The sequence below is a fragment of the Motilibacter deserti genome, from assembly GCF_011250635.1.
In the GTDB taxonomy this organism is placed as follows: Bacteria; Actinomycetota; Actinomycetes; order Motilibacterales; family Motilibacteraceae; genus Motilibacter_A; species Motilibacter_A deserti.
In genome coordinates, this window is sequence record NZ_JAANNP010000001.1 from 249,786 (window position 1) to 271,442 (window position 21,657).

At 74.9% G+C, this 21,657-nt stretch carries 21 protein-coding genes; 11 read left to right on the forward strand and 10 right to left on the reverse strand.

All coding sequences use genetic code 11. The features are described 5' to 3' along the window. Positions 1 to 104: 104 nt before the first annotated feature. Positions 105 to 1,922 carry an AMP-dependent synthetase/ligase gene (locus tag G9H71_RS01130; RefSeq protein WP_166276586.1) on the forward strand — a complete coding sequence of 606 codons (1,818 nt, stop codon included), beginning with the start codon at positions 105 to 107 and terminating at the stop codon, positions 1,920 to 1,922. 41 nt (positions 1,923 to 1,963) lie between these two features. Here the strand turns inward: G9H71_RS01130 and G9H71_RS01135 are convergent, their stop codons facing one another. Further along, entirely contained in the window at positions 1,964 to 3,832 is a 1,869-nt protein-coding gene (locus G9H71_RS01135; RefSeq protein WP_166276588.1) for a S8 family serine peptidase, read from the reverse strand. Between the two features lie 215 nt (positions 3,833 to 4,047). Here G9H71_RS01135 and G9H71_RS01140 point away from each other — a divergent pair, with 215 nt between their 5' ends. Beyond that, the gene (locus tag G9H71_RS01140) at positions 4,048 to 5,043 is read left to right on the forward strand and encodes an extracellular catalytic domain type 1 short-chain-length polyhydroxyalkanoate depolymerase (protein WP_166276590.1); all 996 of its coding nucleotides are present in this window, start codon (positions 4,048 to 4,050) and stop codon (positions 5,041 to 5,043) included. A 36-nt stretch (positions 5,044 to 5,079) separates the two neighbouring features. Here G9H71_RS01140 and G9H71_RS01145 read toward each other — a convergent pair whose 3' ends face one another. Further along, positions 5,080 to 5,325: a hypothetical protein gene (locus G9H71_RS01145; RefSeq protein WP_166276592.1), complete on the reverse strand. Its 246-nt coding sequence runs from the start codon at positions 5,323 to 5,325 to the stop codon at positions 5,080 to 5,082. Positions 5,326 to 5,863: 538 nt separating this feature from the next. Between G9H71_RS01145 and G9H71_RS24860 the strand changes: the two genes are divergently transcribed. Both G9H71_RS24860 and G9H71_RS01155 read left to right on the forward strand, forming a co-directional pair. Next, the gene (locus G9H71_RS24860) at positions 5,864 to 6,451 is read left to right on the forward strand and encodes a methyl-accepting chemotaxis protein (protein ID WP_456238366.1); all 588 of its coding nucleotides are present in this window, start codon (positions 5,864 to 5,866) and stop codon (positions 6,449 to 6,451) included. Positions 6,452 to 6,850: 399 nt separating this feature from the next. Then, the gene (locus tag G9H71_RS01155; RefSeq protein ID WP_166276596.1) at positions 6,851 to 7,594 is read left to right on the forward strand and encodes a phosphatase PAP2 family protein; all 744 of its coding nucleotides are present in this window, start codon (positions 6,851 to 6,853) and stop codon (positions 7,592 to 7,594) included. An 85-nt stretch (positions 7,595 to 7,679) separates the two neighbouring features. Here G9H71_RS01155 and G9H71_RS01160 read toward each other — a convergent pair whose 3' ends face one another. The 5 genes from G9H71_RS01160 to G9H71_RS01180 all read right to left on the reverse strand — a co-directional run bounded on the left by G9H71_RS01160 (position 7,680) and on the right by G9H71_RS01180 (position 12,704). Beyond that, a complete protein-coding gene (locus G9H71_RS01160; protein WP_331272660.1) occupies positions 7,680 to 8,831 on the reverse strand; it encodes a glycosyltransferase family 4 protein in 1,152 nt (383 codons plus the stop codon). Next, on the reverse strand, positions 8,828 to 9,568 hold the full coding sequence (locus G9H71_RS01165; protein ID WP_166276599.1) for a class I SAM-dependent methyltransferase: 741 nt from the start codon (positions 9,566 to 9,568) through the stop codon (positions 8,828 to 8,830). The genes G9H71_RS01160 and G9H71_RS01165 overlap by 4 nt, the downstream gene beginning before the upstream one ends. 48 nt (positions 9,569 to 9,616) lie before the next feature. Further along, positions 9,617 to 10,909, reverse strand: coding sequence for a M48 family metallopeptidase (locus G9H71_RS24865; protein WP_166276602.1), 1,293 nt, complete (start codon positions 10,907 to 10,909; stop codon positions 9,617 to 9,619). Further along, complete coding sequence (locus tag G9H71_RS24870; protein ID WP_166276605.1) at positions 10,906 to 12,405, reverse strand: gluzincin family metallopeptidase; 1,500 nt, start codon at positions 12,403 to 12,405, stop codon at positions 10,906 to 10,908. Before G9H71_RS24870 ends, G9H71_RS24865 begins: the two co-directional genes overlap by 4 nt. Positions 12,406 to 12,506: 101 nt before the next feature. Continuing rightward, positions 12,507 to 12,704, reverse strand: a complete 198-nt coding sequence (locus tag G9H71_RS01180) for a hypothetical protein (RefSeq protein ID WP_166276608.1) — start codon at positions 12,702 to 12,704, stop codon at positions 12,507 to 12,509. A 224-nt stretch (positions 12,705 to 12,928) separates the two neighbouring features. On the opposite strand from G9H71_RS01180, the gene G9H71_RS01185 reads away from it, so the two are divergent. The 3 genes from G9H71_RS01185 to G9H71_RS01195 all read left to right on the forward strand — a co-directional run bounded on the left by G9H71_RS01185 (position 12,929) and on the right by G9H71_RS01195 (position 14,178). Continuing rightward, positions 12,929 to 13,417, forward strand: a complete 489-nt coding sequence (locus G9H71_RS01185; protein WP_166276611.1) for a nuclear transport factor 2 family protein — start codon at positions 12,929 to 12,931, stop codon at positions 13,415 to 13,417. Positions 13,418 to 13,455: 38 nt separating this feature from the next. Continuing rightward, positions 13,456 to 13,704 (forward strand): hypothetical protein, encoded by a 249-nt coding sequence (locus G9H71_RS01190; RefSeq protein WP_166276614.1) that lies wholly within the window; start codon positions 13,456 to 13,458, stop codon positions 13,702 to 13,704. A gap of 90 nt (positions 13,705 to 13,794) precedes the next feature. Beyond that, positions 13,795 to 14,178 (forward strand): hypothetical protein, encoded by a 384-nt coding sequence (locus G9H71_RS01195; protein WP_166276617.1) that lies wholly within the window; start codon positions 13,795 to 13,797, stop codon positions 14,176 to 14,178. Between the two features lie 124 nt (positions 14,179 to 14,302). Here the strand turns inward: G9H71_RS01195 and G9H71_RS01200 are convergent, their stop codons facing one another. Next, complete coding sequence (locus G9H71_RS01200; RefSeq protein WP_166276620.1) at positions 14,303 to 15,148, reverse strand: helix-turn-helix transcriptional regulator; 846 nt, start codon at positions 15,146 to 15,148, stop codon at positions 14,303 to 14,305. A 148-nt stretch (positions 15,149 to 15,296) separates the two neighbouring features. Between G9H71_RS01200 and G9H71_RS01205 the strand changes: the two genes are divergently transcribed. Both G9H71_RS01205 and G9H71_RS01210 read left to right on the forward strand, forming a co-directional pair. Beyond that, the gene (locus G9H71_RS01205) at positions 15,297 to 16,292 is read left to right on the forward strand and encodes an aldo/keto reductase (protein ID WP_166276623.1); all 996 of its coding nucleotides are present in this window, start codon (positions 15,297 to 15,299) and stop codon (positions 16,290 to 16,292) included. A gap of 80 nt (positions 16,293 to 16,372) precedes the next feature. After that, complete coding sequence (locus G9H71_RS01210) at positions 16,373 to 17,125, forward strand: carbon-nitrogen hydrolase family protein (protein ID WP_196791509.1); 753 nt, start codon at positions 16,373 to 16,375, stop codon at positions 17,123 to 17,125. Positions 17,126 to 17,266: 141 nt separating this feature from the next. On the opposite strand, the gene G9H71_RS24875 is transcribed toward G9H71_RS01210, so the two are convergent. Next, a complete protein-coding gene (locus tag G9H71_RS24875) occupies positions 17,267 to 18,673 on the reverse strand; it encodes an NYN domain-containing protein (RefSeq protein ID WP_331272661.1) in 1,407 nt (468 codons plus the stop codon). Then, a complete protein-coding gene (locus tag G9H71_RS23275; RefSeq protein ID WP_231133970.1) occupies positions 18,670 to 18,924 on the reverse strand; it encodes a hypothetical protein in 255 nt (84 codons plus the stop codon). Before G9H71_RS23275 ends, G9H71_RS24875 begins: the two co-directional genes overlap by 4 nt. Positions 18,925 to 19,069: 145 nt before the next feature. Between G9H71_RS23275 and G9H71_RS01220 the strand changes: the two genes are divergently transcribed. Then, the gene (locus G9H71_RS01220) at positions 19,070 to 20,860 is read left to right on the forward strand and encodes a DEDD exonuclease domain-containing protein (protein ID WP_166276630.1); all 1,791 of its coding nucleotides are present in this window, start codon (positions 19,070 to 19,072) and stop codon (positions 20,858 to 20,860) included. A gap of 46 nt (positions 20,861 to 20,906) precedes the next feature. Continuing rightward, positions 20,907 to 21,194 carry an Lrp/AsnC family transcriptional regulator gene (locus G9H71_RS01225; protein ID WP_166276633.1) on the forward strand — a complete coding sequence of 96 codons (288 nt, stop codon included), beginning with the start codon at positions 20,907 to 20,909 and terminating at the stop codon, positions 21,192 to 21,194. Positions 21,195 to 21,657: the final 463 nt, after the last annotated feature.

Here is a 21,657-nt window from a genome sequence, read left to right on the forward strand (position 1 = left end):
GGCGGTCACCAGGCCGAGTGCGCGCCGACCCGCGCAAGCTGCCGGTCGCGCCCGCCGTCGCACAGTATCTTCGGACCCTCAGCAGCTGAGGAGGCGAAGTGGCGATGGCGCCCGCACTCGAGTTCCATGCGCCGCACCTGCCTGCAGTGCCGCCGGACGACGACCTGACCGGGCTCGTCTGGGACAAGGCGGCGGCCAGCCCGGACGCCCCGATGCTCAGCCGCAAGCTCGACGGCCGCTGGGTCGACGTGACGGCCGCGGAGTTCCGCGACCAGGTGACCGCCGTGGCGAAGGGGCTCATCGCGTCCGGGCTGGGACCCGGCGACCGCGTCGCGATCATGTCGCACACGCGCTACGAGTGGACTGTCGTCGATTTCGCGGTCTGGGCCGCCGGCGGCGTCTCCGTCCCGGTCTACGAGACCTCCTCCGCCGAGCAGGTCGAGTGGATCCTCTCGGACTCGCGGGCGGCCGGCATCGTCGTCGAGACCGCTGAGCACGCGGCGCTCGTCAAGGAGGCCGACGGCACACTGCCCGCGCTGCGCCACGTCTGGCGGATCGAGGACGGCGCGCTCGACAGCCTCGCCGCGCAGGGCGCGCAGCTGCCCGACGCCGTCGTCGCGGAGCGGCGTGCCGGGCTCGGCACGGCGTCGCTGGCGACGCTGATCTACACCTCCGGCACGACCGGGCGGCCCAAGGGCTGCAAGATCACCCACGGCAACTTCCTCGCCGAGGTGCGCGGCGCCATCGCCGGCGTCCCCGAGGTCTTCGGCAAGCCGGACGCCGGCACGGTCCTCTTCCTCCCGCTGGCCCACGTGCTGGCTCGCGTCTTCCAGCTGATCTGCATCGCCGGCGACATCAAGCTGGCGCACACGCCCGACGTGAAGAACCTCCTGCCCGACCTGGCGTCGTTCCGTCCGACGTTCCTGCTCGCCGTCCCGCGCGTGTTCGAGAAGGTCTACAACTCCAGCGAGCAGAAGGCCGACGCGGCGGGCAAGGGCAAGGTCTTCCGGGCGGCCGCGGCGACCGCCGTCGCCTACAGCAAGGCGCTCGACACCGGGAAGCCGCCGCTGCTGCTCCGGCTCAAGCACGCGGCCTTCGACCGGCTGGTCTACGGCAAGCTGCGCGCCGCACTCGGCGGCCGCGTCACCTACGCCGTCTGCGGGGGCGCACCGCTCGGAGAGCGGCTCGGCCACTTCTTCCGTGGGCTCGGGCTGGTCGTGCTCGAGGGCTACGGCCTCACCGAGACGACCGCGGCCCTCTGCGTCAACACCCCGTCCAAGCTCAAGATGGGGACGGTCGGGCCGCCGCTGCCCGGCAACGCCATCCGCATCGAGGCCGACGGCGAGATCCTCGTCAAGGGCGGTGTGGTGTTCGGCGGCTACGCCGGCAACGCCGATGCCGACGCGGCCGCGATGACGGTCGACGGGTGGTTCCGCACCGGGGACCTCGGCGAGCTCGACGCCGAGGGGTTCCTGCGGGTCACGGGGCGCAAGAAGGAGATGATCGTCACCGCGGGCGGCAAGAACGTCTCCCCCACCACGCTCGAGGACCGCCTCCGCGCCGCCGCGCTCGTGAGCCAGTGCATGGTCGTCGGGGACGGCCGGGCCTACATCTCCGCCCTCGTCACGCTCGACGGCGAGGCCCTCGCCCCGTGGCTCGCGGCCCGCGGGAAGCCCGCGATGACCGTCGCCGAGGCCGCCCACGACGCCGATGTGCGCGCCGAGGTGCAGAACGCCGTCGACGCCGCCAACTCCGCGGTGTCGCGGGCCGAGTCGATCCGGCGCTTCACGATTCTGGAATGCGACTTCACCGTTGAGGGCGGGCAGCTCACCCCGTCCCTGAAGGTCAAGCGCAACGTCGTGCAGCGCGAGTTCGCCCGTGACATCGAGGACCTCTACGCCCCGGAGCCCGCGCGGGCCTGACGGCGCTCTGCCGCCGGACCCGCTCGGGGTCAGGGCCAGCGTCAGGACACGGCGCGCGCCGCGTTGATGCGCCCGCCGGTCGCCACCCGACCGGTGAGGGACGGCTTCCGGTCCACGCTGCTCAGCAGCTTCGTGCGCAGCGCGGCCGTCGAGATGTGGGGGTTCCGCGCCTTGATGAGCGCGGCGACCCCGCTCACGTGCGGGGTGGCCATGCTCGTGCCGGACAGGTACGCATAGCTGTCCGCCCCGGTGCGGCCCGCGCAGGACACCGTGACGTCGTCGAGATAGGCCCCGTCACCGTCGTACTGGTCGTCCGGGTTCAGCCGGAAGCGCAGGAACGCCTGGTCCGCCCCGTCGAAGCTCGTGGGCAGGCGTACCTCGAGGACCTCGTTCGGGACCGGCCAGTAGCCCGTGAACGTGGTGACCTCGGTCCACGGGCCGGCGGCGTCCGTCGCCGCCTCGAGGCGCAGGAAGTCGAACCAGGACTCGATGTCGAAGACCCCGCGCAACTGCACGACGCAGCTGTGCAGGCCGCGCAGGCTCATGGCCGGGGTGCGCGCCCAGTTGTCGCTGCCGTCGGGGTAGCGCCCCGACGGGGAGTCGGTCAGCCACGTGCCGGTCGCGTCCCACACCGGGACCGACGTCGTGCGCCCCCAGGTGTCCGGGGTGCCGCCGGTGGCCCAGCGGCCCTCGATGGGCGTCTCGAAGTCGTCGGAGAAGACCGTCGTGCGCGAGGACGCGCTGAGGATGTCCACCCCCGGCGCGGCGACGTCGACGGACCGTCGGCCGTAGTTGGAGAAGCGGGCCAGCTCGTCGTCGGAGTCGGTCGCCGCGACGCACACCAGGTTCGCGATGTCGAAGTCGCAGGGGTAGTGCTCGGCCCACTCCAGGTCCGACCCGTCGTTGCCGGCCGCGACGACCCACGTCACGCCCGACGCCGCGGCCATGGCGTCGCGCAGCGCCTGCGAGTAGTAGCGGGCACCGAGGCTCAGGTTGCCGATGTGGGCGCCGTTGCGGCGGGCGTAGTCGATGCCCGCGATCAGGTCGGCGTACGACCCCTCCCCCGCCGCGTCGAGGACGCGTACGGGCAGGAGGCGGACGTCCCACGCAACCCCTACGACATCGGTGGTGCCCGCGCCGGGCGCATCGTTGCCGCCGCGCGCGCCGATCGTGGCGGCGACGTGCGTGCCGTGGCCCTGCTCGTCGGACGTGTCGTTGTCGTCGCCCACGAAGTCCCAGCCACGCCGGTCGTCGACGAAGCCGTTGCCGTCGTCGTCGACGCCGTTGCCGGCCACCTCGCCGGTGTTGACCCACATGTTCGGCGCGAGGTCGGGATGGCCGCCGGCGACGCCGGAGTCGAGCACGGCCACCGTGACGGCCGCGCTGCCGGTCGTGACGTTCCATGCCTCAGGCGCGTCGATGTCCGCGTCCGGGCGGCCCGCGACCCCGCGGACGTCCTGCCCGGTGTTGTGCAGGCCCCACATCTCCGGCAGCCGGCTGTCGTTCGGGATCGCGGCCGCGTGGACGGCGTAGTTCGGCTCGGCGTAGGCCACGTCCGACCGCGCCTCGAGCTCCGCCACCGCCTCGGCGACGCTCAGCCCCGGCTCGAGGGCGACCCGCTCGAGCCCGGGGACGATGGCGTCGAGGCTCTGCACGGCGCGGCCCACCTCGGCCACTGCGCTCTGCCGAGCGCCGTGCGCCTGGCTGCGGGCCGGCTGTCGGAAGCGGACGAGCACCTCGCCGGCCACCAGCTCGGCCGGCGCGTCCGCTCCGGCCCGCGGATCGCCGGCGCGCGGCTGCGCCTGACCTTCCGAGACGCGTGGCGAGGACGCCGCGTGCGCGGGCGCGGCGACTGCGCCCGCGCACGCCGTGACGACGAGGAGCGCGGTGAGAGCAGCGGGCTTGGGCATCGGGTTCTCCTTCGGGACGTCGCAAGGCACCGCCGGCGCGTCGCACCGACGGTGAGCGAGGGGGAGGGACGGGCACGCAGACCGAGAGCTGGCGCGCCCGAGTTGTCGGAACCAGCACACTGCGCAGAGATACGGGCAGACCGGTCTTGACGGGACGGGCCGACGGCCGCTTGCATGCCGGGACGCGCAACGAGGCGCGCCGAAGGAGGCCGGACATGGGCTCTGTCCGCAGGCTCGCTGCGCTGGCGGCGGTGATGGTCGGCGCCGCGGCGCTCGGAACGGCACCGGGGGCGCAGGCCTCGCACAAGCGGCCCGGGTGCGACGGCGTCGACCGGCAAGGGCGGTCCGTCGTGCAGCTGCAGTCCGGCGGCGTCGAGCGCTCGGCCGTCGTGCACGTGCCGTCCGCCTACGACGGCAAGCGCCGGCTCGCTCTCGTGCTCACCCTGCACGGGAGCAACAGCAACCCGGTCGAGCAGCTGGCCCGCAGCCGCATGGAGCAGGCCTCTGAGCGCCACGGCTTCATCGCCGTCGCGCCGCAGGGCGGCATCGCCAGCGGGGCGAACTGGAGCTGGAACATCCCGCACGTGACGGCGGGCCCCGCGGGCGCCCCGGACGACGAGCGCTACCTCACCGACCTCATCACGACGCTCACCGCCACCCTCTGTGTGGACCCCAAGCAGGTCTACGCCTCGGGCTACTCCGGCGGCGGCCGCATGATCTCGCAGTACGCCTGCGACGGCCCCGGCCTGCTGGCTGCCATCGCCCCCGTCGCCGGGCTGCGCGCCGGGCGCCCGGTCGCGAGCGGCTCGGGCTTGGCACCGGACCCGGCGACGTGCAGGCCCGACCGGCCCGTGCCGGTGATCACCTTCGCCGGGACCGCGGACCCGGTGAACCCGTTCGCGGGCGGCGGCGCGGCGTACTGGGGCTACGGCATTCCCGCGGCGCAGCAGCGCTGGGCCGAGCTCAACGCGTGCAAGCGCGGGCCAGCCACCTCACAGGTCACGGCCTCGGTGACGCGCGCGGTGTTCTCGTCCTGCCGCAAGAACGCGCAGGCGCACCTCTACGTCGTCGCGGGCGGCGGGCACACCTGGCCGGGCGGTGACCCCGCAGCCTTCCCGGCCGGGCTGGGCACGGTCACGCAGGAGATCGACGCCAACGACCTGATGTGGGCGTTCTTCCGCAACCCCCAGTCACCCACCCGGGGCACCTGACCCGGCTGCTCGCCGGCCGCGTACCGGCCGGCTGGGTCAGGGCTGCCGCCGGTTCGCCGCCGCGGCGTTGATGCTCCGCTCGCCCTCGGTGTCCCCCTCGGCCACCTCGGCGGAGGGGTCGGTCGCCGACGCGCGCTCGTCGCCCTGCACCCGCATGTCACCCGCGTCGCCGGCCCCGCCCTGCGTACGCGCCGCCGGGGTCGCGAGGCCCGCGCCCTCGCCGGGGTCGGCGTCGCTCGTCGTCGCGGCCTCGGCGCTCGTCTCGACCGTCCGGTCCGTCATGGCTCCTCCTGGCGTCGGCGTGCATCCTTCCCAGCCTTCCCGTTCGCCGGCCGCCGACGCACTCCGCAGGCACGAGCCGGCGCATCAAGAGCCCCGCAGCAACAATTGAGAATTGAATCAATTGCGCGGCGACTGACTTGAGAAAAGCCATAGGAAAATGCCCAGCCCGGGTCGATCGCCCGCCGATGGCAAGCCGCAGCGACGAGGCGCGCCAGTGCAGTGCGCGCCTGCCTGCCGCGATTCCCAGGAGACGTTGCCATGTTCGAGCGCAGGCGCCGCGCGGCCGCCGCCGCCACCGGCACGGCCGCCGTCGACGACGTGGCCGCCCTCGGTGCCGTCCTCGGCGCGCTCGAGGGGGTCTCGACCCCAGGTTAGGCCGAGCAGGCGGCGCTGGACGCGGTGCGGTCCGCGTTCGGGTGGGAGTACGGCTCCTACTGGCAGGTCGGCCCCGACGAGGCCCTCCAATTCGCCGTCGAGTCCGGCGACGCCGGCACCGAGTTCCGCCAGGTCACCCTCGAGGCCTCCTTCCGCGAGGGCGTTGGCCTGTCCGGCCGCCTGGCGCACCCGCGACCTCGTCTTCGTCCCCGACCTCGGCGAGGTCAAGGACTGCGTCCGCGCCCCCGCCGCCCAGCGCGCCGGCGTACGCTCCGGCGTCTGCTTCCCGATCGTCGTCGGCGGCCGCGTCCACGGCACCATGGACTTCTTCTTCAAGCAGACCCTCACCCCCTCACCCGCCCGCCTCGACGCCCTGCGCAACGTCGGCCGCCTCGTCTCCCAGTCGCTGACGCGCGTGATGCGGGTCCAGGCGGTCACCGAGACCGCCGCCGAGCTGGTCGGGTCGATCTCGGAGCTGGGGCGCCAGGCGGAGCGGACGAACGAGGTCATCGCCGCCGCGATGGCGCGCGCCGACGCGATCGAGGCGAGCGTGAGCCGGCTGCAGGACGCCTCGATGGGCGTCGACAGCGTGGTCCAGCTGATCTTCTCGATCGCCGGCCAGACCAACCTGCTGGCGCTGAACGCCACGATCGAGGCGGCGCGCGCCAGCAAGGTCGGCCGTGGCTTCGCCGTCGTGGCCGGGAGGTCAAGCAGCTGGCGCAGGAGACCGGGTCGGCCAGCGCCGACGTGACCCAGCGGATCGGCAGCATCCAGGACGAGACCCACAACGCGGCGAGCGCGATCCAGGAGATCCGGACGGTCAGCGACGACATCTCCGGGATCCAGACCGGGATCGGGCAGGTGCTCGAGGAGCAGAACGGCCTCGCCGCGGTTCGCCGCGGCCAGCGCGATGCGGTGAGGACACGGCCGGAGCCGCCCGGCGCGTGGCCTGCACGGCGGCCGGGCGTGATCAACCCCACGATGCGGCGGTTCCGCGGATCGAGCGACGCAGACTGGGTAGATGCCGCCCGTGCACGACCTGCTCCTGATCCCTGCCCGCTGAGTGCGCTCCCTCGCTCCGCCCCCCACTGCCCGCCGAGCCCCGGCCCTTCGCCGGGCCGCGCCGTGGCTCGTCGCCGCGGGCTGCCTCGTGCTGTTCACCGTGCTCACGGTCGCGTCCGTCCGCAGCGGCCGCCTCGACGCGCTCGACTGGCGGGTGTGGAACGACCGGCCCGAGCGGCAGTGGCCGGAGCTCAAGCCCTCGGCCCGCGCGCTGACCTACCTCGGGCTGCGCGCTCCCACGGCGGCGATCGCGCTCTTCTTCGCCTGGCGGCTCTCCCGGCGGGCACGCACCTGGCGCCCGCTCGTCGTGCTCATCGGCGCGCTGCTGGCGCTGAACCTCGTGGTCGGCGTCCTCAAGATCGCGCTCGGGCGGGCCAAGGCGGAGACCGGCAGCGGGGAGTACTTCGCCGGCGGGTTGATGTACCCGTCCGGCCACAGCGCCAACGCGGTCGTCACGTGGGGCGTGCTCGCGTACCTCTGCGTGGCGTACGCCCGCGCGAGCCGGCGCACGGCCGCGGTGCTCGCGTTCCTGCCGACGCCGGCGGTGGCGGCCGGCTCGTGGTTCCTGGGCTCGCACTGGCTGACCGACCTCGTCGCGGGGTGGCTCATCGGAGCCGCGGTGCTGATCGGAGCCGTCGAGTGCGACCGGGCGGCCCGTCGCCGCCAACGGCGCGCAGCGAGCCGGGCGGCGGAGCCCGTGGCCGTGCGGACGAGCCGGCGGCGGCTCGTGGTCCCGCAGGCCCGTGACCTGGACGGGCTCGACGACGCGCCTGCCGCCCTCGACGTCCGCGAGGACCTGGTGGCCCCGCGGCGGCCGTCCGGCGAGGCGTAGCCGGATCTCGGCTGGGCGGTCGGCTGGGGCGCCGGGCCGCCGAGCTCGACGGGGTGGCCCGACGGGCGGCTGAACGGTCGGGCGGTCAGGCCGGGACGTCCTCGCCCGCGAGCAGCGCCCCCAGCCGGGCGGCGGTCCCCTCCCACGACCAGTGCTCACGGGCCCACGCCCTGCCGAGCGCGCCCATCCGGTGCGCGCGGTCCGGGTCCTGCAGAAGGTCGAGCAGGCGCTGGGTGGTCTGCTGCAGCGACTGGCCGGGCACGACATAGCCCGTCACCCCGTCCTGGACGGCCTCCGGAGCGCCTCCCGAGTCCCCGGCCAGGACGGGCAGCCCGGTGGCGGCGGCCTCGAGGTAGACCATGCCGAGGCCCTCGACCTCGAGCCCCGAACGCCGCGAGCGGCACGGCATCGCGAACACGTCCCCGGCGGCGTAGTGCGCCGGGAGCTCGTCGGCGGGGACCGGCCCGGTGAGGACGACGGACCCTTCGAGCCCGCGCTCGACGACGAGCTGCTCGAGCCGGTCGAAGTCCTTGCCGCCGCCGACGATCAACAGCGCCGCGTCCTGGACCGCCATGCGGACGAAGGGCCACGCGGTGATGAGCGTGTCCTGGCCCTTGCGCGGGACCAGGCGCGAGACGCAGACGACGACGGGGCGGCCCTGCAGGCCGTAGCGGTGGCGCACGGCGTCGCCGCCGGCGCCCGGGCGGAACGTGTCGGCGTCGACCGCCGGGGAGAGGCGGCGTACGCGGGCCGCCGCCGCAGCCGAGAGCGCCGGCGTGATCGCCCGGCGCGTGTAGGGACCGAGGCAGGTGAGGACGTCGACCTCGTCGCCGATCCGGCGCAGCACCGAGCGCGGGCCGGGGATGCGCGCCCACCACACCTCGTGGCCGTGCGTCGTCGCGACGACGCGTGTGATGTCGGACCGGCGGCGCAGCTGTGGGGCGAGCAGGCCGAGCGGGGCGGCGGCGGCGAACCACACCGCCTCGCACCCCTCGGCGCGCGCCACCGCCGCGGCGCGGCGCGCGACGGTCGGCTCGGGCAGCACGATGCCGCGCGGGTGCCGGACCACGGGGTACGGCAGCGTGGCGTCGTAGGCCGCGTCCCCCTCCTGCCCCCGGGCGTAGACCACCACCGACTCCGCGGGCATCCGGGCCAGGACCTCGGACACGAAGGACTCGATGCCGCCCTGCCGCGGCGGGAAGTCGTTCGTGACGACCAGGGTGCGCGGGACTCTCACCGCGCGGACGCCGCCGCCGCAGCCGTGGCCCGAGCCGTCGCGGGGGCCGTCGCGGTCGCGAGCAGCGACAGGCCGGGCAGCCGCCCCACCGGCAGCCCCCGCTCGAGACTGATCACGGCGCGGGCGCCGGCGTTGGCGACCCGGCCGACGTCGTCGAGGTCGGAGCCGGTCGATGCGCGCCGCCGCCACCGAGCGACCGGCGCGAGCAGGACGTTCCACGACCGCAGCTCGTGCACCTCGAGGCCCGCCGTCTCGAGCAGCGCCCGCAGCGTGTCCCGCTCGTAGCGGCGGAAGTGCCCGACGGCCTCGTCGTGCGCGGACCAGTTGGACATGCCCGCCGGCACCGCGACGAGCAGCGTGCCCCCGGGGCGCAGGACCCGGCGGATCTCATGGGCCGCCGCGAGGTCGTCGTCGAGGTGCTCGAGCACGTCGTACGCGACGACGAGGTCCGTGCTCGCGTCGGCCAGCGGCAGCCGCGTCGCATCGCCCCGGACGGCGGCGAGCCCCCGCTCGCGGGCCAGCGCGGCACCGTCCGCGCCGTACTCCAGCGCCAGGGCCCGCCAGCCGGCCCCCACCAGGACCCGCGTGTTGCCGCCGGCTGCGGCGCCGACGTCGAGCGCGCGCCCCGGCGTGACGCGCAGCCGGCGCAGCTCGGACGCCAGCAGCGAGCGCCGCTCGGCGTACCACCAGTGCCGGTCCTCCAGGGCCGCGAGCTTGCGGATCTCTGTCGCCTCCACGTCGCTCATCCTGTCGGACGGCCCGGCGGTGCCCGCGCGGGGACACGGTCAGCGGGCTTGCGAGGTCGGCTCCGGCACCCCCTGCCGGCGCGCCCAGTCACGCGCGAGCGCGATCCGCTGTGGCGCCGTCGGGTGCGTGGAGAAGACCGTGTAGGCGAGCCACGGCGGGCTCAGGTCGGACAGGTTCGTGAGCGCCAGCCGGCGCTGCATCTGCACGAACGTGCCCGGGTCGCGGGTCAGGTCGAGCGAGTGCACGTCCGCCCGCGCCTCGATGTGCCGGGAGATCAACGACTGGAGCGGCGTGCTCAGCGTCGACAGGACCAGAGCGGCGCCGAGCAGGACCGCCAGCGACCGCGGGTCAGCCGCCGAGTCCGCGCCGGCACGGCGCAGCACCGGTGCCGAGGTCGTCAGCAGGTAGAGCAGGCACACCGCGGCGGCGACCCCGAGCGCCCCGACGAGCGTCCCGTGCAGGACGTCGTCGCGCTTGGCGTGGCCGAGCTCGTGCGCGGCGATGAGCTCGATCTCCCGCGGCGTCGCCTCCTGCAGGAGCGTGTCGTAGACGACGATGCGCCGGGTCGACCCGAACCCGGAGACGTAGGCGTTGAGCGCCGTCGTCCGGCGCGACGCGTCCGCGACCAGCACGTCCTCGACAGGCACACCGTCGCGCTCCGCGAGCGCGAGCAGGTCGGTGCGCAGCTGTCCCTGCGCCATCGGCGTGAACTTGTTGAACAGCGGCTCCACCACGACGGGGTAGCCGAAGGACGCGACGACCACCACCACGGCCGCGAGAGCTGACGCGGGCGCCCACCACCAGCGCGGGAGCCCGCGCGCGAGGGCGACGGCGAGCAGCGCGACGACCACGAGCAGCACGGCCGTGACGGCCCAGCTCTTGGCCACGTCCGCCAGCCAGGACGGCCAGGACCGGGTGGAGATGCCGTAGCGCTGGCGCCCGCGCTCCACCATCGCGTCGAACGGCAGCTGCACGGCGCGCACGACGAGCCAGAGCGCGACCGCGCCGAGCGCCGCCTGCCAGCCCCATCCGCCGCCGAGCGGCGCTGCGACGGCCTTGATCATCCGGCCGCCGAGGCCGGAGGACGCGAGCACGAGCAAGGCCACCAGGCCGAGCGCCAGCGACGCGTAGGACCAGGGCCGGACGGAGGCCCGGTAGGCGTCGGCGTGGGCGATCTGCGCCGGGGTGAAGTCGCGCGACGCGTCCACCGCGACCCGGCCGCCGGGCACCGGACCGGGGAGCACGGTCCACGGGGTCGTCACCCACACCACCGCGACGAGCGCTGCGCCGAGCACCAGCAGGGCCACGAGCGCGGCCGATCGGGAGTTCACCCGGCCAGCTTGCCGAGGTAGGCCCGCCAGTCGGCGGTCAGCCCCGCCGGGGTGATCCCCAGCGTGTCCGCGAGCGCCACCTCGATGCCCGCTCCGCCGGCCGTGGCACGGTAGAGCGCGACGAGCTGGTCCTCGCCGTAGCGCTCGGCCACCATCCGGCAGGCCAGCCAGGCTTGTTCGTACGCCGCCGGCTTCCCGCCGATGTGCGTGTCGAACTCTCCGTCCCGCGGCAGCTCCCGCGGTGCGCCGTCGGCCCGGGCCTCGTCCAGCGCCTCTTCGGCCGCGGTCTGCACAGGCAGGCCGGAACTGCGGAACCCGACGTAGTCGGCGAACCCCTCCACGAGCCAGCCGGGCACGGGAGCGGTGGTGGCCGCCCGGGTCGCGACGTGGGCGATCTCGTGCGTGAGCACGACGGCCTGGCCCGCGTCGGTGAGCCCGTCGTAGGCGGCGTAGTTGACCAGCACCCGGTTCCCGCTCGTCGCCGTGCCGTCGGACGCCGTGCCGTCGACCCCGGTGCCGTCCGTCCCCGTGCCGTCGGCCCCTGCGCCGTCCGAGCGCGTGCCGTCCATCCCCCTGCCGCTCCCCTCCCCTTCGCCCGAGCCCGGGCCCGGCCCGACCCGCCCGGTCGTGACCGCCGCGAGCCCGGCGAGCGCCGCCGTGGCGCCCGGGTCGCGCCCGAGCAGCGCCGCGAGGTCGGCGACCGAAGCCGGCACGACGACGACCACCCGCCGCGGCCAGTCGCTCCCCCACACCCGGTCCACCTGCGCGACGGCCGTGTCGGCCGTGCGGGCCAGCGCCTGCGCGGCGTCTCGCGGCAGCGTCTCCGCGGCCACGACCACGCTCGACGTGCCCTGCGCCACCTGCACCTCGCCCAGGTCCCACAGGTCCACGTCCGTCCGCCCTGCGCCCGCGGGGGCCACGTCGTCGGCGAGCCGCCATCCCTCGGCGCGGCGCACGACGGTGAGCGCCTGCACCCGTCGCGCCGGCACCGGGTCCGCCCCGGCGACCTGGTAGCTCAGCTCGACCCGCGCCACCCACGACTCGGGGTCCGCGGCGAGCGCGGTGTCGGCCGGACGCGCGGTGCTGGCACCGAGGACCGTGTAGGACCAGGAGGCCAGCGGCAGCTGCGCGAGCGCGTCGTACGCCCAAGCCTGCCGCTGCTCGAACGCGTCGGCGGCAGGGTCGACCGCCGCCAGCCAGCCCGCCCGGTCCCCGGCGAGCAGCGCGTCGGCACGCCGCTGCAGCAGGTCGGCCAGGGCGGAGGCCCGCTCCTGTGCTCCCGTCGTGCCGCTCGCGGCCGCGCCGGTGCCGGGCGGCGACGAGGGAGCGGCGGTGGCGCGTGAGGCGTCGGAGGCCGGCACACCGGGCTCGCGTCCCTGCGAGCACGCCGTCGTCAGGGCGGCCAAGGCGGCGGCCGACACGACCGCCACCGCGAGCGGCCCGCGCGTCAGCCGGTGCCGCACCCGGCCGGGGCTGCGGGAGGCGGAGCGACGCACACGTGCAGCGTACGTAGCGCGAGCGCGCCCGTGCCGGCGTCACGCTGGCGCGGGCCAGGGGCTGGACCGGAGGCGCGACAGGCCCGGCGGCCACCGTGGCGTCACCCTGCCGCCCGCCGCTGCTCGCCCGGGACGAGCCGCAGCGGCGGCACGAGCCCGCCGGCCGACAGCGCCGCGATCGCAGCGCGCTCGTCCGCGTCGAGGTCGACCCCCTCCGGCGGCGCCCCGAGCAGCACGGCGACCACGCAGTCGGCGCACCCGCGCCCGCGCACCACGCACCCGTCGCAGTCGACGATCATGAGCGTTCCTCCAAGACTCGCAAGACTCGGCTGACGCGAGGAGCCCGGGACGGCGCACCGCGTCTGACGGGGAGGACGCTAGGGGCGACCACTGACAATGCCCCTCGGGGCGAGATCCCCGGGTGGGAAATGCACGCGCCGGGCCGGCGACGGGGGCTGCCGACGAGCCCGGCGAGTCGGCGCCGGGCCGGCATGAGTCGAGCGCACGGGGCAGGAGGCGTGAGGTGGAGGAGCCGGTGACGCAGGTGACCGAGAGCGAGCGGCGACGCCGGAGCGCGCTGGTGCAGGAGGCGGTGGACACGGAGACCAGGGCGTGGGACACGCAGGACGTCGACCTGCTGCTGGGCCTCTTCCACCCGGACATGGTCTGGCCGTTCCCACCCGACTCCTCCGCTCACGACCCGCTGACGTGGGTCTGGGTCAACGGGCGCTTCGACCGCGAGCGCTGGAGCGCGGACTACCGCGAGCTCTTCGCCGCGCACCGGCTCGTGCACAATCGGCGAGCCACCGCGGGGATCTCGCTGTCCGCGCAGTCGGACGCAGCGCTCGCCGTGGTCGACGTGGACACCTTGTGGGAGCACCGCGCGACAGGCACGCGGATGCACTGGAAGGGGCGGGCGGGCAAGGGCTACTCGTGGTGCCACGGGCGCTGGCTGCTCGTGATGCACACGGGGCTGCTGGACTACCGGACCGCGCCCTCCGAGCGTGGATGACCTGACCGAGAACCGCGACGTCGTGAGAGGAGGGCCCGATGCCGGACGTAGAGCCGAGCGGGGGCGACGGTGAGGTCACCCCGGCGCTGATCCCCGTCCGGCACATCGTCTCCACCACGGTCGTGGGGCTCGTGCTGAGCGTGGTCGCGTTCCCCGTCTCGCGCCGGCTTTTCGTGTGGGTGCTCACCATCACGCTCTTCTTCGCCTTGTTCTTCGGCATCACGACGGCGGTCGCCTACCGCGTCGCTCGCAGGAACGGCGAGTGGCCACGGGAGCAGCACCAATAGCCGTGCGGCGCAGCGGCCACCGCCCGTCGCACCTGTGCCCGTGCCCGTGCCCGTGGTCGATGCCGTGCCAAAGGCGCCTACCGTGGGTGGGTGGTGATCATCGAGGCTGCCCGCGCCAGCATCCTTCCCACCGCCCTTCGCATCGCGGTTGTCAGCGCGGCCGCAGCGCTGCCGTTCGCGGTCCTGTCCCACGCCCTCGACTATCCCGAGTGGACCCGGACGCTGAGCAGCTTCGTCGTGGTGCTCGCCATCGCGTTCTTCCCGCTGGGGCTGGTGTTCCGGCTCGTGCAGTACGGCGTCTGGTGGTTCGTGAACGGGTGGGACTGGCGCGAGACCACGTACGACTCCCCCTTCACCCGCGCCGCGCTGGTCCGCTACAGCACGCCGGTCGTCTACGTCGGCACCGCGTTCGCGGCGGCCGCCGTGGTGCTCGCGCTGGGCAGCGGCCTGGGCCGCGGCGACTACACCCCCTGACAGCCCGTGTGCGGGGGCCTTGCCGCTGCCCACGAGGTGCCTCGCCCGCAGGCCGGGCACCGGCCGGGCCACCACCCGCCCGGCGATCACGCTGACGCGAGGGCCTGCGCCGGTGGCGGCGGCCTCAGCCCGCGCTCGGCTCGGCGCTCGCGAGGTCCTGCAGCCCGACCACCCCGAGCAGCGCCAGCTGGTCGCGCGCCGGCGTCCCCGCCCGCGGCGTCAGCACCACCAGCGTCTGCCCCGACTCGACGCTCTGCAGGGTCTCGCAATCGACCTCGACGACCCCCACGAGCGGGTGCACGATCCGCTTGGTGTCGAAGCGGCGTACGCCCACCTCGTGCTGCTCCCAGAGCTCGCGGAACTCCGCGCTTCCCGCGAGCAGCGTGTCGACGAGCTCGGTGACGTCCGGGTCGTTGCTCCGCCGGGCCGCCGTCGCGCGCAGGTCCGAGACGATCACCCGGCTGTGCCGCGCGTGGTCCTCCTCCGGGTAGATCTCCCGCGCCCCCGGCAGCAGGAACCATCGATAGGCCTGGCTCTTGTGCCGGGTCTCGTCCCCGAGCAGCACCGTGGCCAGCCTGTTCTGCACCAGCGTCTCGGCCAGGTCGGTGATGACGAAGGCCGGCGTGTCCCGCAACGAGTCCAGGACGTGCAGCAGCGCCGGGCGTACGTGGTGGCGGGTCGTGCCGGTCCGCGGCGGCTGCTGGCCGGCGAGGTGGAAGAGATGGTCGCGCTCGTCGTCCGTCAGGCGCAGCGCGCGGGCCAGCGCGGTCAGGACCTGCGGCGAGGGGTGCGGGCCGCGGGCCTGCTCGAGCCGGGTGTAGTAGTCAGTGGAGATGGCCGCGAGCGTCGCGACGTCGTCGCGGCGCAGCCCGGGCGTACGCCGCCGCGGGCCGGGGGCTATGCCGACGTCCGCGGGCTGCAGCCGCTCCCGGCGGCGGCGCAGGAAGTCGGCGAGCTCTGGCCTGTCCATGCCGTCCATGGTCCCTCCGCCGCCGTAGGGCAGCCAGGGACGCCGAGTCCCTGGATACGCGCTCCTGCCCGCGGAGGTTGCCGGCGCTGCACGGTGGAACTCCCCCAGCGGCGGGCCCCCGCCGCCCACGCACACGAAGAGGCGATCCATGGACAAGCGCACGCTCGGCACCACCGGCCCCCAGGTCAGCTCGATCGGGCTGGGACTGATGGGCATGTCGGGGATGTACGGCCCGGCGGACGAGCAGGAAGGCGTGGCCACCGTCCACTCCGCGCTCGACGCGGGCATCACCCTGCTCGACACCGGCGACTTCTACGGCATGGGCCACAACGAGCTGCTGCTGCACGACGCGTTGAAGGGGCGCCGCCGCGAGGATGTCGTCATCAGTGTGAAGTTCGGCGCTCAGCGCGACTACGACGGCAACTGGCTCGGGTACGACGCCAGCCCCGCCGCGGTCAAGACCGCCCTCGCCTACACCCTGCGGCGGCTGCGCACCGACTACGTCGACGTCTACCGCCCGGCGCGGCTCGACCGGGGGGTGCCGATCGAGGAGACCGTCGGGGCGATCAAGGACATGGTCGACGCCGGCCACGTCAGGCACATCGGGCTCTCCGAGGTCGGCGCGGAGACGCTGCGCAAGGCGGCGGCAGTGCACCCGATCGCCGATCTGCAGATCGAGTACTCGCTTCTCTCCCGCGGGATCGAGGCCGAGATCCTGCCGACGGCGCGGGAGCTCGGCATCGGCATCACGGCGTACGGCGTGCTGTCGCGCGGCCTGCTCAGCGGCTCCTGGGACCCGTCGCGCGCCCTGTCCCAGGGCGACTTCCGGGCGCACAGCCCGCGCTTCCAGGGCGAGAACCTGCAGCAGAACCTCACCCTGGTCGACGCCCTGCGCAAGGTCGCCGCCGAGCGCGGCGCGACACCCGCGCAGGTCGCCATCGCGTGGGTCGCCGGTCAGGGCGAGGACATCGTGCCGCTGGTCGGGGCGCGTACGCGCGAACGGCTCACGGAGGCGCTCGCGGCCGCTGACCTGAAGCTCAGTTCGGCGGACCTGGCGGCCATCGCCGAGGCGGTGCCTGCCGACGCCGTCGCCGGTGACCGCTACCCCGCGCACTCGATGCGCGACCTGGACAGCGAGCGCTGACGCGGCTCCCTGCAGAATCCCGGCGTCGGCGGCGTGCGGCAGACGGGAGTCCGGGAGTGGGGCGCAGGGTCAGGGTCGGCATGGGCCAGCAGCTGGTGGTGCCGGGCGAGGTGGACGCGAACCTCGCCCGCGCCACCGAGATGATCACCGCCGCGGCCGGCAGGAGGTGCGACGTCGTCGTCCTGCCGGAGACGCTCGACGTCGGGTGGACGCACGGCCGGGCCGTCGAGCTGGCCCGTCCGGTGCCCGGCCCGACGACGGACACCCTTTGCAGGGCCGCGGCGGCCCACGGCATCGTCGTCGCGGCCGGCGTCACCGAGCGTGCGGGCGGCCTCGTGCACAACACGGCAGTCCTCATCGACGCGGCCGGTGAGATCGTGCTGCGCCACCGGAAGATCAACGAGCTCGACTTCGCCCGCGAGGTGTACGCGACGGGCAGCTCGCTCGCCGTCGCCGACACCGCGATCGGCCGCGTCGGCCTCGACGTGTGCGCCGACAACTCCGCGTCCTCGGTCGCCCTCGGCCACGCGCTCGGGCTCATGGGCGCGCGCATCCTGCTCTCACCGTCGGCCTGGGCGGTGCCTCCGGGCCATGACAACGTGCGCGACCCCTACGGCGAGGAGTGGGTCGTCCCCTACCGCGAGCTCGCCGTGCGCCACGGCATGCCGGTCGTGGGCGTCAGCAACGTGGGGCCCGTCGTCGGCGGCACCTGGGACGGGTGGAGCTGCATCGGCGCGTCGCTCGTCGTCGACCGTGACGGCGAGGTCGTCGCCCAGGCGCCGTACGGCGTGGACGCCGAGACGCTCCTGACGGTGGACCTCGCCGTCGGGTAGCCGACCTTGGTGCCCGCCGTCACATCGGAGCGCTCGGCTTCGGAGAGCGAGGAGCCACCTCTTCCGGCCGAGGCTCCGAAGCGCCTGGCCGAAGCACCATTCGCCGAACTCGGAAGCACGTTCCGATGATCAGGGATCCCCTCAGCCGCGGTCGAGCCGCTTGAGCAGCGCGGCGGAGGCGACGGGGCGCGCGCCGGAGCGGCGTACGCCCTCCGCCACCTCCTTGTCGCTGGAGACCACCACGACCGGGCGGCCCTCGGGCTCGTTCGCGACGAGCCGGCGGATGAGCTCGTCGGCGATCTCACCGGGCAGCGAGAAGAGCACGCGCACGTTGCGCGGCTTGGCGATGACGACGGGCACGTCGACCGCGGCCCCGTCGAAGCAGCAGGTGACCTCGGCCCCCGTGCGGGCGGCCAGTGACGCCAGCCCGTTGACGAGCCGCTCGCGTTGGTCCTGCAGCGAGAGGTTGCCGTAGCCGAGCTTCGTGACGTTGTAGCCGTCGACCACGAGGTGCACCCGCGGCAGGGCGAGCAGGTCGTCGAGCACGGCCGGGTCGTCCGCCGCCATGGCTCGGGCGCCGACCGACGAGACCGCCGACCCCGCCTCTCCCGCGGCGATGACGTCGGCGGGGCGCAGGTCCGTCGCGGGCAGGGCGAGCTCGCGGCGCAGGCCGGAGGCGGCGTCGGCCACCACGTCCAGCAGCAGCCGGACGCGCGCGTCGGCCAGCGCACGCCCCTCCTTGTTGACCCGGCGCGCGGTCTCGAGCTCGGCCTCGGCCTCGGCGAGCCGCTCGCGCAGCTTGCGCGCCTCGGACTCCGCGGCGCTCACGCGGGTCTGCGCGTCGGCCCGCACGGCGTCCGCCTGCTCCTGGGCGAGGTGCGCGCCCTCCTTCACCGACCGGGCGTCCTCGCGCGACTTGTGCAACCGACGACGCAGGTCCGCCACCTCGGCCTTCACCGTCGCGAGCTCGGCGCGCAGCCGGTCGGCCTCCTCACGGGCCTGGGCCCGGGCCGCCGCCAGCTGGCCGGACAGGCGCTCGGCCTCCGCCGCCGCCTTGGACGCGTCGGCCTGGCGGACCGCGCGCAGCGCCTCCTCGGACGCGGCCGCGACCAGCCCCTGCCATCCGGGAGCGCGCAGGACGTACGCGACGGCCGCGACCTCGACCGGCTCCGCGGCGGCCGGGGGCCGGCCGGCGTCGACCGCAGCGGCGAGGTCGGCCCGCCGCTCGCGTACGCGGGCGGCGACGCGGGAGCGGAACGGCTCGTCCGCCTCGAGCGCGGCGGCGAGCGCCGGCCCGGCGTGGCGGGCGCGCTTGCCCGCGGTGAAGCGGAGGAAGGGGCGCAACGACGCCGGTGCCTCGCCGGGCGCCAGCCCGGACAGCGTCTCGTCGGCGAGGGCGACGACCCGGGCGCGGACCGACTCGGGGAGCACGACGGTCGCGGGCTCCGCGTCGTCGTCGCGCCGAGCGTCATCGGCGGGGACGGGGCCGACGGGCGGAGAGCCGTCCGCGGGCCGGTCGTCCGGGCCCGGGGACGGAGCCGCCGTCACGGCTCCTCGCTGCCCCCGCGGGGAACGACCTCGACGTCGTCGACGGAGTCGCACCAGCGGCAGCGGACCTGCTCGACCTGGTCCTCGTGCACCTCCACGGACTCGACCCGCGGCTTCCCCGGCAGGTCGAAGTGCCAGAACTCGGTGACCCGGCTGCGCCGCGTCACGTCGAACCGGGTGAGGTTGCCGCACCGTGCGCAGCGCCACCGGGACTCCGGCCCGGGCAGGGTGGGTTGCGAGGTCGAGGACACGGGGCGAGCGTACGGCCCAGGGCAGCGGTGGAGTGCACGCTCCACCAGGTCCGCCCGTCGCACGGCGTGCACCGCCCGTTCATCCCCCGCTCGCGTCGGCGCGCCGCAGCAGGGTTGTCAGTGGCTGCGCCTACGGTCCCCGGCCATGACCGCTCCATCCGTCTCCCCGCCGGGCGTCGCGCTCCAAGGCACCTTCGACGAGCTCGGCACGCCGTTGCGGGAGACGACGTTCGTCGTGGTCGACCTGGAGACGACGGGCGGCTCGCCCGCGGCCGGCAGCAGGATCACCGAGATCGGCGCGGTCAAGGTGCGCGGCGGCCAACGGCTCGGCGAGTTCCAGTCGCTCGTCGACCCGCAGTGCCCCGTGCCGCCCTTCGTCGCGGTCCTGACCGGCATCACCGACGCGATGCTCTTCGGGGCGCCGCGCATCGAGACCGTGCTGCCGGCCTTCCTCGAGTGGTGCGGGCCGGACGCCGTTCTCGTGGCGCACAACGCGCCGTTCGACACCGGCTTCCTGAAGTTCGCCGCCGACGAGGCGCGCATCCCCTGGCCCTCGTACGCCGTGGTGGACACCGCGCGGCTCGCCCGCCAGCTGGTGTCCAAGGACGAGTCGCCCAACTGCAAGCTCTCCTCCCTCGCCCGCGTCTTCGGCGCGACGACGACGCCGAACCACCGCGCCCTCGAGGACGCCCGGGCCACGGTGGACGTCCTGCACGGCCTGCTCGAGCGCCTCGGTGGCATCGGCGTGCACAGCCTGGAGGAGCTGTCGACCTTCACCTCCCGGGTCACGCCGCAGCAGCGTCGCAAGCGCTACCTCGCCGACGCGCTGCCTTCCGCGCCCGGCGTCTACGTCTTCCGCGACGCGAAGGGCCGCGCGCTCTACGTGGGTACGTCGAAGGACCTGCGCTCCCGCGTCCGCACCTACTTCACCGCCTCCGAGCCACGCCGGCGGATGGCGGAGATGGTCGGGCTCGCCGAGAAGGTCGACGCGATCGTGTGCGCCACGTCGCTCGAGGCGCAGGTCCGCGAGCTGCGGCTGATCGCCGAGCTGCGCCCCCGCTACAACCGGCGGTCGAAGTTCCCCGAGCGCGCGGTGTGGCTGAAGCTCACGGACGAGGCCTTTCCCCGGCTGTCGATCGTCCGGCAGGTGCGCGACGACGGCGGCTCCTACCTCGGGCCCTTCGCCTCGAGCCGGACCGCGGAGCGCGCCCGCGACGCCGTGCACCAGGCGTTCCCGATCCGGCAGTGCACCGCGCGCCTGTCCCCGCGCAAGGCCTCTCCAGCGTGCGCGCTCGCGGAGATGGGCCGTTGCGGCGCGCCGTGCGACGGGCGGCAGAGCGTCGAGGACTACGCGGTCCACGCGGAGGCGGTCCGGTCGGCCTTCGCGGCCGACGCCCGCGGGCTCGCCGCCGTCCTCGAGCTGCGCATCGAGAAGCTCGCCGCCCAGGAGCGCTTCGAGGAGGCGGCCGCAGCCCGTGACCGGGTCGCGGCCTTCGTCCGTGGGGCTGCGCGCACGCAGCGGCTGGCCGCGCTCACCGGGTGCGGCCTCGTGGTGGCCGCCCGCCCGCGCACCGCGGGCGGCTGGGACCTCGCGGCCGTACGCAACGGCCGCCTCGTGGGCTCCTGCGCCGTGCCGCGGCAGGAGCACCCGGCGCCGCACATCGAGGCCATGCTCGCCACCGCCGAGACCGTCACCCCCGGCCCCGGGCCTCTGCCGTGCGCGCTCGCCGAGGAGGTCGAGCGGGTCCTGGACTGGCTCGAGCTGCCCGGCACGCGCCTGGTCGAGCTGGACGGGGTGTGGGCCAGCCCCGCGTACGGCGCCGGCGGCCTGCGCGGCCGCTACGAGGTGGGCGACGGCGACGTCGTGCCGTTCGCGGACAAGCGCGGCCTGCGCCCCGGCACTCACCCGGCCGCGACGTGGGGCGCGGCGGGATGAGGATCTAGGCTCCGCTGCGTCGGCTCTGGCTCGAGGAGGCTCTTCGGTGATCACCGCGATCGTGCTCGTGCAGACGGAGGTCGACCGGATCCCGGAGGTCGCCGCCCGCATCGCCGACCTCGAGGGGGTCAGCGAGGTCTACTCGGTCACCGGCGACGTCGACCTCATCGCGCTCGTCCGCGTGCGCCAGCACGACGAGCTGGCCGCGGTCATCGCCGACCGGCTCAACAAGGTCGAGGGCGTCGTGCACACCGAGACCCACATCGCGTTCCGGGCGTACTCCAAGCACGACCTGGAGGCGGCCTTCGCGCTGGGGGTCGAGGACCCCGACTGACGGGGCCGACCCCGAGCTGAGAGCGGGCACTGCCCCGCCGGGCGTCCCGTGCCCGCACTTCCCAGGTGCCCGCACTTCCCAGGTGCCCGCACCCTCCGTGTCCCGCATGTCCCGGGTGCCGCACGTGTGGGCTGCCCGCATGTCCTGGGTGCCCGCACGTCTCGGGCGCACGCACAGGCCCGTGCCCCGCGCCTCCTGGTGCCCGGATGTCCGCGTGCCCGCACCTCTCGGGTGCCCGCACAACCAGTGCCCGCGCCTCCCCGCTGCCCGCCTGTCCCCGTGCCCGCCCGTCGCGCCCCGGGGTCGGCAGATCGCCCGCCTGCCTGCACCTCCCGCCCGTTGTCCCCACTTTCCGCCCGCTGCAGCGGGCGGAAAGTGGAGTCAGCGGGCTGGAAGTGACGTCAGCGGGCGGGAAGTGACGTCAGCGGGCGGAACGAGGCCAGCGGGCGGAACGAGGCCAGCG